At 43.5% G+C, this 9,721-nt stretch carries 11 protein-coding genes; 10 read left to right on the top strand and 1 reads right to left on the bottom strand.

Features of this window, described 5'->3' with window-relative positions; genetic code table 11:
• Window positions 1-136: 136 nt before the first annotated feature.
• The 3 genes from mgtE to guaA all read left to right on the top strand — a co-directional run bounded on the left by mgtE (window position 137) and on the right by guaA (window position 3,729).
• Entirely contained in the window at window positions 137-1,513 is a 1,377-nt protein-coding gene (mgtE, locus tag KQI22_RS07775; RefSeq protein WP_216551515.1) for a magnesium transporter, read from the top strand.
• Window positions 1,514-1,575: 62 nt separating this feature from the next.
• Complete coding sequence (locus KQI22_RS07780) at window positions 1,576-2,091, top strand: DNA-deoxyinosine glycosylase (RefSeq protein WP_216551516.1); 516 nt, start codon at window positions 1,576-1,578, stop codon at window positions 2,089-2,091.
• Window positions 2,092-2,154: 63 nt separating this feature from the next.
• Window positions 2,155-3,729: a glutamine-hydrolyzing GMP synthase gene (gene guaA, locus KQI22_RS07785; protein ID WP_216551517.1), complete on the top strand. Its 1,575-nt coding sequence runs from the start codon at window positions 2,155-2,157 to the stop codon at window positions 3,727-3,729.
• A 115-nt stretch (window positions 3,730-3,844) separates the two neighbouring features.
• Here guaA and KQI22_RS07790 read toward each other — a convergent pair whose 3' ends face one another.
• On the bottom strand, window positions 3,845-4,390 hold the full coding sequence (locus tag KQI22_RS07790; protein ID WP_216551518.1) for a helix-turn-helix domain-containing protein: 546 nt from the start codon (window positions 4,388-4,390) through the stop codon (window positions 3,845-3,847).
• Between the two features lie 191 nt (window positions 4,391-4,581).
• On the opposite strand from KQI22_RS07790, the gene KQI22_RS07795 reads away from it, so the two are divergent.
• The 7 genes from KQI22_RS07795 to KQI22_RS07825 all read left to right on the top strand — a co-directional run bounded on the left by KQI22_RS07795 (window position 4,582) and on the right by KQI22_RS07825 (window position 9,634).
• The gene (locus tag KQI22_RS07795; RefSeq protein ID WP_216551519.1) at window positions 4,582-4,776 is read left to right on the top strand and encodes an ICEBs1 excisionase; all 195 of its coding nucleotides are present in this window, start codon (window positions 4,582-4,584) and stop codon (window positions 4,774-4,776) included.
• Entirely contained in the window at window positions 4,773-5,852 is a 1,080-nt protein-coding gene (locus tag KQI22_RS07800; RefSeq protein WP_216551520.1) for a site-specific integrase, read from the top strand. Before KQI22_RS07795 ends, KQI22_RS07800 begins: the two co-directional genes overlap by 4 nt.
• Window positions 5,842-6,165, top strand: a complete 324-nt coding sequence (locus KQI22_RS07805) for a plasmid mobilization protein (RefSeq protein WP_216551521.1) — start codon at window positions 5,842-5,844, stop codon at window positions 6,163-6,165. The genes KQI22_RS07800 and KQI22_RS07805 overlap by 11 nt, the downstream gene beginning before the upstream one ends.
• Before the next feature lie 77 nt (window positions 6,166-6,242).
• Window positions 6,243-6,881, top strand: coding sequence for a CHC2 zinc finger domain-containing protein (locus tag KQI22_RS07810; protein WP_216551522.1), 639 nt, complete (start codon window positions 6,243-6,245; stop codon window positions 6,879-6,881).
• 7 nt (window positions 6,882-6,888) lie between these two features.
• Window positions 6,889-8,181 carry a virulence-associated E family protein gene (locus KQI22_RS07815; protein ID WP_216551531.1) on the top strand — a complete coding sequence of 431 codons (1,293 nt, stop codon included), beginning with the start codon at window positions 6,889-6,891 and terminating at the stop codon, window positions 8,179-8,181.
• Between the two features lie 221 nt (window positions 8,182-8,402).
• Complete coding sequence (locus tag KQI22_RS07820; protein WP_216551523.1) at window positions 8,403-8,636, top strand: DUF5348 domain-containing protein; 234 nt, start codon at window positions 8,403-8,405, stop codon at window positions 8,634-8,636.
• Window positions 8,637-8,851: 215 nt separating this feature from the next.
• Window positions 8,852-9,634 carry a plasmid recombination protein gene (locus tag KQI22_RS07825; protein WP_216551524.1) on the top strand — a complete coding sequence of 261 codons (783 nt, stop codon included), beginning with the start codon at window positions 8,852-8,854 and terminating at the stop codon, window positions 9,632-9,634.
• Window positions 9,635-9,721 lie beyond the last annotated feature (87 nt).

Below are 9,721 nucleotides of genomic sequence, written 5' to 3' on the forward strand. Positions count from 1 at the left end.
TGATGGGAAATCCAGAGAAATTTCCTGTTATTTGTTATGCTGAAATTGAGATAGGGCATACTATTATTGTATCTTTTTTCCTGCACCGTATGAATTGTTCTATGGTGCATTATTTTTTTATAAGGAGGAAGATACGATGACGAAGTATGTAGAAGAACTGATCCGGATCATCCGCAGCAATCATTCCAAGGAAGAACTGGCTGACCGGTTATCCGATTACCATGATAATGATATTGCAGAAAGTCTGGAGTCTCTGACTGAGCAGGAACGCAAAAAACTGTATGCGGCACTTGGCATGGAACGCATGGCAGAGATCTTTGCGTATGTAGACGATGCGGAGCCATATTTAAAGGAGTTGTCACTGGAAAGTGTGGCAAGACTTGTTTCCGAAATGGATTCCGACGATGCGGTCGATATGCTCGAAGAGCTGGATGAAGAAGAAAAGAGCAAGATCCTCGCCATGCTGGACGAAGAAGCGGGAGAGGATGTTAAACTGCTTTTGTCTTATGAGGACGATGAAATCGGTAGTCTGATGACGACAAATTTCATCGTGATCCATAAGGACCTGACTGTCAGACAGGCGATGCGTGAGCTTGTCAAGCAGGCGGGAGAAAACGATAACATTTCCACGATCTATGTAACAGACAGGGAAGGCAAGTTTTACGGAGCCATTGAACTGCAGGATCTGATCATTGCCAGGGAATATACCGAACTTGACGATCTGATCAGTAAATCTTATCCGTATGTCATGGATCATGAAAAGATCAGTGACTGTATCGAAAAGATCAAGGATTATGCGGAGGATTCTATTCCTGTCCTTTTGGAAGATCACAGTATTGCAGGTATTATCACAGCGCAGGATATCATTGAGGTTGTCGATGACGAAATGGGTGATGATTACGCAAAGCTCGCCGGTTTGACTGCGGAAGAGGATCTACATGAGACAACAAAGGAAAGCATGAAAAAAAGATTGCCCTGGCTGATCATCCTGCTGTTTCTCGGAATGGCGGTATCGACTGTAGTCGGTGCGTTTGAAACGGTTGTTGCGGTCTTACCGATCGCCATGTGTTTCCAGTCCCTGATCCTGGATATGGCGGGAAATGTCGGAACGCAGTCACTTGCCGTAACGATCCGTGTGCTGATGGACGAAAATCTGACAACAAAACAAAAGCTCCTTTTAATAGGAAAGGAATGCAAGATCGGATTCTTCAACGGGGCGTTCCTCGGTATTCTGGCACTGGTCTTTTTAGGATTGTATATCTTCCTATTTAAACATTACAGCATTGCTTTTTCCTTCCTGATCTCCGGTTGTGTCGGTGTATCCCTGATCGGTGCAATGGTTGTATCCAGTCTTATCGGTACGATTGTTCCGATGCTGTTTAAAAAGGTAGGAGTTGATCCGGCAGTTGCTTCCGGCCCGTTGATCACGACGATCAATGATCTGGTTGCGATCGTCGTATATTACGGACTGGTCATGCTCATACTCATTGACATGATGCATCTGGCAGGGTAAGGAGAACGTGAAAATCTAGCAACATATTGCTATAAATATAGAAGGAAAGGATCACGTGGATCATGGGAGAGTACGAAACACTTACACATACATTTGAACCGGTTTACAATGCGGATTCGGAAATACTGATCCTGGGCACTTTTCCCTCCGTAAAATCCAGACAGCAGCATTTTTACTACGGGCATCCGCAAAACCGTTTCTGGAAAGTGCTTGCGGCAGTTACAGGAGAGCAGTTGCCTGTTACGACCGAAGAAAAGAAAGCATTCCTGCTCCGAAACCACATTGCGGTCTGGGACGTGATCAAAAGCTGCAGCATCATCGGTTCCAGTGACAGCAGTATCAAAGACGTTGTACCGAATGATATTGCAGGGCTGCTGAAAAAAACGAAGATCCGCATCATAGCCGGAAATGGAAATAAAGCGTGTGAGCTGTACCAGAAGTATTGTCAGGAGCAGACGAAGGCGGAGATCAGACGCCTGCCATCGACGAGTCCTGCCAATGCCGCATGGAATTTTGACAGATTATGTGCCAGTTACAGACAGCTATTTGTGCAAAATATTGCTTTACAAGAATTATGAGGATACGTATAATACAACTTATATGATAGACATTAACTAATAGAAAAAGGAGAAAAGGCTCACATGAAAAAAGAAACCGTGATCGTGCTAGATTTTGGTGGACAGTATAATCAGCTTGTGGCAAGACGTGTCCGTGAGTGCAATGTGTACTGTGAGATTTATTCTTATCGAACAGACATTGCAAAGATTAAGGAAATGAACCCGAAGGGTATTATCTTAACAGGAGGGCCAAACAGTTGTTATGAGCCGGATTCTCCTACGTATTCCAAGGAATTGTTTGAGCTTGGCATTCCGGTACTCGGACTTTGCTACGGCGCACAGCTTATGATGCATGTGCTCGGTGGAAAGGTCATCACACCGGAAGTCGGTGAGTATGGCAAGACAGAGATCAACTACATGGAAAACGCGGTTCTGTTCAAAGGACTTCCTTCCAAATCCATTTGCTGGATGAGCCATTTTGACCGTATTTCCGAGCTCGCTCCGGGATTTGAGGTTGCTGCTTATACAGCAGACTGCCCGATCGCTGCAGCACAGAATGTAGAGAAAAATCTGTATGCGATCCAGTTCCATCCGGAAGTTCTGCATACGGTAAACGGTACAGAGATGATCAAAAACTTTGTACGTGGTGTCTGTGGCTGCGTCGGCGACTGGAAGATGGATACTTTCGTAGAGCATACGATCCAAGATGTGCGTGAAAAGGTCGGAGACGGCAAGGTGCTTTTAGCTCTTTCGGGCGGTGTGGATTCTTCCGTACTTGCAGCACTTCTGGCAAAGGCAGTCGGTCCACAGCTTACCTGTGTATTTGTAGATCACGGTCTTCTCAGAAAAAATGAAGGCGACGAGGTAGAAGCCGTATTCGGAAAAGGCGGCAGCTTCGATATTAACTTCATCCGTGTCAATGCACAGCAGCGTTACTATGATAAATTAGCCGGTGTCACAGAACCGGAGCAGAAGAGAAAGATCATCGGAGAAGAATTTATCCGTGTATTTGAAGAAGAAGCAAAGAAGATCGGTGCGGTAGATTTCCTGGCACAGGGAACGATCTATCCTGACGTTGTAGAATCAGGACTTGGCGGTGAATCCGCAGTCATTAAGTCCCACCACAATGTGGGCGGTCTTCCTGATTTCGTAGATTTTAAAGATATTGTAGAACCGCTTCGCAACCTGTTTAAGGACGAAGTCAGAAAGGTAGGTCTGGAGCTCGGACTTCCGGAATACCTCGTATACCGTCAGCCATTCCCTGGACCGGGACTTGGCATCCGCATCATCGGCGAAGTCACAGCGGAAAAAGTTCGTATCGTGCAGGATGCAGATGCGATCTACCGCGAGGAAATAGACAAAGCGGCAGCAGCCTACAAGGCAGAAAACGGTAAGGAAGCACCATGGATGCCAAACCAGTACTTCGCAGCCCTTACCAATATGCGATCTGTCGGTGTTATGGGTGATGAGCGTACTTACGACTACGCTGTTGCAGTCCGTGCAGTCTGCACAGTAGACTTCATGACAGCAGAAGCTGCAGAAATCCCGTTCGCAGTCCTGCAGACCGTAATGAGCCGGATCATCAATGAAGTAAAGGGAGTCAACAGAGTATTCTACGACCTGACGAGTAAACCGCCAGGAACGATTGAGTTTGAATAAATAGGTAAATCCCTACAAAGCCTGTATTTATGGGCTTTGTAGGGATTTTTTTAGTGCGAATGGGTACGTTTTGGGTACAAAAATTTATTTTTGATACCTCTTGATACCTGGTTTCTTAATTTTTCGGGTTTAATCCGAGCTTATCCATAATCTCATCGTGCGATTTCTGCATGTCCAGTCGATCCTGCCATGGCTCTGATTCCGGATAAATGTCCATCCAAAGGTTGAAGTCAGCTTCTGCTTGCAACAGGGCTTCTCCACGCTTCTTAACGTCCTTAATTTCGTTGCATTTTTCAACTTCGTCCATATATTCTTCATACCGCTCTAACCATGATCGCATCAAGGTTAATGATCCGAAACTAATGCCGACCATATCATTTCCGTCCTTGTCTTGGTATTCAAAAAGCTCACCACTGTATTGACGGAAAACCTGAAACAATCTATGCATGGCTTTCACGCCGTCAAAATCTGAATTTGTTAAGACTTCAACATTTACCGCAAGAGCCTGAGCCAATGCTTCCAATGAGGATAGCTTGGGATTTCTGCGTCCACTTTCATAGGCTCGGATATAGGATTCGCTTACGCCAACCATATCACCTAATTGTTTTAAGGTAAGTCCTCTTTCTAGACGGATTCGTCGTATATTTTCACCGACAGTCATTGTGTTCCCTCCTGTTTATTAAAACATGTTACATATATGTGCACCAAATGTAACTTGATTTTACCATATGATACGGAAAAGATAAATAAAAACATGAAAAAGATGTTGACACGTATCAAAAGATACGCTACTATAAAGACGTATCAAAAGATACGTAACAAAAACAAAAGAAATAAAATGGAGGAAACAGTATGAACGAAAAAATTTATTACAGTGCAGAAGACATTGCAAATATGCTCGGTGTGAGCATGGGAAAATCCTACAAAATATTGCGTGAAATGAATAAGGAACTGTCTGAAAAAGGCTTCCTTACAATTGCAGGCAAGATTCCGGTGGAGTATTTTCGTGAGAAGTGGTATGGAGGAGCAAAGGAGGTGGGAGCATGAGTTGTAGTGCAAAACGAGATCCGAATGGCACATGGCATATTCAGTATCGTTGGACAGACTGGACAGGAACCAAGAAAAAATCTCAGAAGCGAGGTTTTAAAACAAAGAAAGAAGCTGAGGAATGGTATGCACATTTTATAATGCAGCAAACTTCTGATCCGACCATGACCTTGAACGATTTCTGGGAGATATACAAGGCAGACATGGAGAAGCGGTTGCGGAAAACCACCATGAAACAGAAGGAATACGTGATGAAAGACAAGGTGCTCCCGTATTTTGGAAATACACCAATCAATGCAATCACAGCACCTATGATACGCAAATGGCAGGGAGCGATGATTGATAAGGGATTTAAGCCTACTTATTTGAAGACGATCAATAATCAGCTTAGTTCCATTCTCAACTATGCGGTGCGTTTTTATGAATTGCGATCCAATCCATGCCACAAAGCAGGCAGTATGGGAAAAAGCAAAGCAGATGAACGACCATATTGGACATTGGAAGAATTTCAGAAATTTTCAGATGCAATCATAGATAAAAGAGATTCATGGATGGCATTTCAGATATTGTTCTGGACAGGTATGCGTATCGGAGAGTTACTTGCCTTGCAGGTGAAAGACGTGGATTTTGAGCACGGAACGATACGTGTAGATGAGTCACTTGCAAGAATTGACGGGGAGGATTTGATTACAGCTCCAAAGACAGAAAGTTCGGTACGAGTGATCACAATTCATAAGGAGTTGCAGGATGAAATTCGAGAGTATATTGATACGCTTTATCGTCCGAGACTGGGAACCAGATTATTTGCAGGAAGAACAAAGAGCTTCTTTGAACATGAAATGGAGCGTGGCATAAAGCAGTCGGGAGTGAAGAAAATTACAGTGCATTGCACCAGACACAGCCATGCAAGTATGCTGGTACAGATGGGGGTCAGTCCGATAGAGATTGCCAAGCGACTGGGGCATGGAAAGGTAACAACAACGATTGAAACCTATTGCCATCAGTCGGGAGATGCACAAGAAAGAATTGCGGACAGGCTCGGAAAAGTGAATCGGGGTGAGGAAGATGGCATGTAAACGAGAGGACAGATTTCGGCATAACACAATCGCTTTCTGGTTGAGTGATGAAGAAAAAGCAGAGGTCGAAGCAAAAATTATACTGTCGGGAGTGCCGAAAGGTGAGTATTATCGAAAGGCTGTGCTGGGACAGGAGATTACGGTGGTGTCAGGCAGTTATATGTCATTTCGATTATCAAAGGTGTTGGAGCGGATCTGTGAAGAGTTGAACAATGAGAATTCAGAGAATGAACTGCTTTTGAAGGCTTTGGTAAAGGAATTGATAGCATTACAGAAAAATGCCCCTGCTGGTAACAGGGACATTACAGAATAAAAAGGATAAAGCCTTTCTATCCACAACAAATTTATTATAGCAAAGGCTTTCTCCGCAGGAAAGGAGAAATTTGTAATTTGGATATATTTTCAGAAGTGAAAGAGCATCTAACCGCAAGACAGGTGGCAGAAAGTTATGGACTGTATGTTCGTAGAAATGGCACTGCCTGTTGTCCGTTCCATGATGACAGACATCCGAGCATGAAGGTGGATAAAAATTATCACTGCTTTGCATGTGGGGTGGGCGGAGATGCGATTGATTACACGGCAAGAATGTATGGATTATCCCAGTATGATGCAGCAAAGAAATTGATTGAGGATTTTAACTTGTCAATTCATACAGAAACAATGAGTAAGAAAGAAAAAGAGAAACTTCACAGGGAAAAAGAGGAGCGCATGCGCATTATCCGAATCAAGAAAAGATTTTCAAGGTGGCGTAGGAAAACGATAGAATTGTTAAAAAAAGCACTGGTTCAGATTGATGATAGTGGACAGGTACTTTGTGCTAAGACACCAGATGTAACGTTTTCTGATAATTATGCCATGATGCTTCATGCAGAGCCAATCATTAATTATTGGCTTGATATTCTCTGTATGGGTAGTGAGCAGGATCAAAAAGAATTATTTATACAGGGCAGAAAAGAGGTGGAGAATATTGCAGGAAATGTCAGCAAATGGCACAGAAGTATCGTGGAGCGATGTCGGGAAAGTGCTTGATGATGAAATGAGCAGTATTGAGGATATCCGGACTGATCTTGTAAGAAATGATAAGGGAAATGTTTGCCAAAGTATTGATAATTGTATGACGGTTTTCAAAAGAGATCCTTTGTTGAAAGGCGCAATCAGGAAAAATGATCTTTCAGGAAAAATTGATATTGTTGGCGAGATGGGGTGGGAAAGAACATCTTGCAGCGTGACGGATACAGATGTTTATCAGCTGCATTGGTATCTGGAAAAACAGTATGGATTAAAAAATGAGAGAAACATTAACAAAGCGATGAATATCATTGCAAGTGAGAACCGGTATCATCCGATTAGAAAGTATCTGGAACGACTTGAATGGGATGGCAAGCAGCGTATTGGAAAATTGCTCCCCAAATATCTGGGAGCTGAAGATGCTGCCTATACCAGGGAAATCATGCAGCTTCTTATGTTGGCAGCGATACATAGGATATATGAGCCGGGCTGTAAGTATGAAATTATGGTGTGTCTGGTAGGAGGACAGGGCGCAGGAAAGTCAACATTTTTCCGATTTCTTGCAATCAATGATGAATGGTTTTCGGATGATCTGAAACGTATGGATGATGACAATGTGTATCGGAAGATGCAGGGACACTGGATTATTGAAATGTCTGAGATGATGGCTACTGTGAATGCAAAAAGTATTGAAGATATCAAGTCATTTATCAGCAGGCAGAAAGAAACTTATAAAATTCCATATGAAACGCATCCGGAAGACAGACCAAGACAATGTGTATTTGTTGGTACTTCCAATAGTATGGATTTCCTTCCTCTTGATCGAACCGGTAATCGTAGATTTGCACCGATACTTGTACACCCAGACAGGGTGGAGAAGCATATTCTGGAGGACGAGAAAGAGGCAAGAAATTATATCATTCAGGCATGGGCAGAGGCAATGGAGCTGTATCGAAGCGGTCAGCATGAATTGAAGTTGTCCAAAGATACAGAAATCTATCTGCGTCAGATGCAGAAAGAATTTATGCCGGAGGATGCAAAAGTTGGAATTATCCAGTTGTGGCTGGATGAACTGACACAGGATTATGTGTGCAGCACCATGATCTATAAGGAAGCATTTGACCATGAATATGATACGCCGAAGGACTGGGAATTAAAGGAAATCAATAATGTCATGAACAACAGTATTTCCGGATGGGAGAAAATATCATCCCACCGATTTGCGGAATATGGCATACAGAGAGGCTGGCGCAGAGTTGTAGATAAAGATGGATTTCATAAATTACCAGAATACGCAGAAACACCATTTGACAAAAAATAAGTTTTTTGATCCCCGTTTACAAATTCTGTTTACAGCCTGTGTATGCGGGATGGTAAACAATTCTGTTTACGAAGAAACACAGTGAATACGCATGATGCAGAAGTTGTAAACAATGTAAACAGGGAAAACGGCAAAAGAGTATTGTGACGACAGGAGCATGGACGTTCCTATTGATGGATGAAATAATCGTCGGAGTATAAAGAAAATGGAGGTAATGCATAATGACAACAGGACGACTTGGATATAACAGCGTAAATGACAGATATGGACTGCTTGTGTCAGATCTGTGGGTGCACAGCGGCTTTCACTGCGGGGAGGGGCTTGAGGCCATGGTAGATGGCAAATGGGTACCGACTCGTATGGAAATGTGCTGGAACGATGATGGCAGTCATGACTGGTATCTCGTTGGCACTCCTTATTTCTGTGATCTGGAATATGTCAGAGCAAGGGTATAAGGAGTGACATTGGATAATCGTGGCACTGGTGGCAGATGTGTACTTACATGTGCGTTGCCAGTGTTGTGGTTATCCCCAAGAAGCCCTCGGCGCATGAGAGCCCTCGGAGAGCGCCTAGTTTTGATGCGTAGTGTCAAAACTAATAAGGCGTTACTTCTGACAGAAGTAACAAGACTTTAGCTAGTTTGAGAGTAAGAGATTGGAGGCGAAAAGCAGTGGGAAAGACGATATCATTTGTAAAAGGCAGAGGGCATATCAGCCACAACAACAGAGATTTCATCAGCAATAACGTAGTGCCGGAGCGGACGGACTGGAACCGGACTTATGTGAAAGAGAGCATAGAAACAGCTTACGATACCTGTTTTGGACAGGCACTAAAGGACTACAATGCCAGGCAGAAACGAAAAGATCGACAGAAGCATGACTATATCACGGAGATCAGAAATTCCAAAAATAAAGAGAAAGTATTTTATGAGAATGTGGTGCAGATCGGCTCTAAAAATGATACGGCAGTTGTAGATGGTAAAGGCTGCATGACAGAAGAAGCCGTAAAGGCGGCGAAGGTTCTTGAAAAATATGCACAGACATTTCAGGAGAGAAATCCGAACCTGTATCTGTTCAACTGTGTGCTGCACATGGACGAGGCAACACCGCATTTGCACATGGATTATATCCCGGTGGCGCATGGATATAAGTCCGGCATGGAGACACGGAACAGCCTGACAAAGGCGTTGCAGCAGATGGGATTCGATAAGGCAAAGAGCCGGAATGAGAATGAAACTGTTGCATGGCAGAAAAGAGAGCGTGAATATCTGACGGAGCTTTGCCGGGAACAGGGAATAGAGATTGACGTTCTCGGTGTCAGCCGTGATAATCTGACCTTGCCGGAGTACAAGGCGGCTATGCGGAAGGTTGAGAGTTTGGAAGAACGGGCAGATAAGATCAAGGAAAATAATATGGAGCAGAGTAAAATATACCCAATAAAGTGGACGCAATAAGAAGAAGGGTTCCTTAAAAATGGACATAAGAAAAAGGGATAAAAACCTGGATTATGGACAGTAAAAGAAGGGGATTTCTTCTGGTAG

Origin of the sequence: Kineothrix sp. MSJ-39, from assembly GCF_018917935.1 — a bacterium.
GTDB lineage: Bacteria > Bacillota > Clostridia > Lachnospirales > Lachnospiraceae > CAG-194.

Coding starts and splice junctions, on each gene's coding strand:
- KQI22_RS07780 (WP_216551516.1), top strand. CDS start 1,576: ATGGGAGAGTACGAAACACTTACACATACATTTGAACCGGTTTACAAT.
- KQI22_RS07790 (WP_216551518.1), bottom strand. CDS start 4,390: ATGACTGTCGGTGAAAATATACGACGAATCCGTCTAGAAAGAGGACTT.
- KQI22_RS07820 (WP_216551523.1), top strand. CDS start 8,403: ATGACAACAGGACGACTTGGATATAACAGCGTAAATGACAGATATGGA.
- KQI22_RS07805 (WP_216551521.1), top strand. CDS start 5,842: ATGGCATGTAAACGAGAGGACAGATTTCGGCATAACACAATCGCTTTC.
- KQI22_RS07800 (WP_216551520.1), top strand. CDS start 4,773: ATGAGTTGTAGTGCAAAACGAGATCCGAATGGCACATGGCATATTCAG.
- mgtE (WP_216551515.1), top strand. CDS start 137: ATGACGAAGTATGTAGAAGAACTGATCCGGATCATCCGCAGCAATCAT.
- KQI22_RS07795 (WP_216551519.1), top strand. CDS start 4,582: ATGAACGAAAAAATTTATTACAGTGCAGAAGACATTGCAAATATGCTC.
- guaA (WP_216551517.1), top strand. CDS start 2,155: ATGAAAAAAGAAACCGTGATCGTGCTAGATTTTGGTGGACAGTATAAT.
- KQI22_RS07815 (WP_216551531.1), top strand. CDS start 6,889: ATGAGCAGTATTGAGGATATCCGGACTGATCTTGTAAGAAATGATAAG.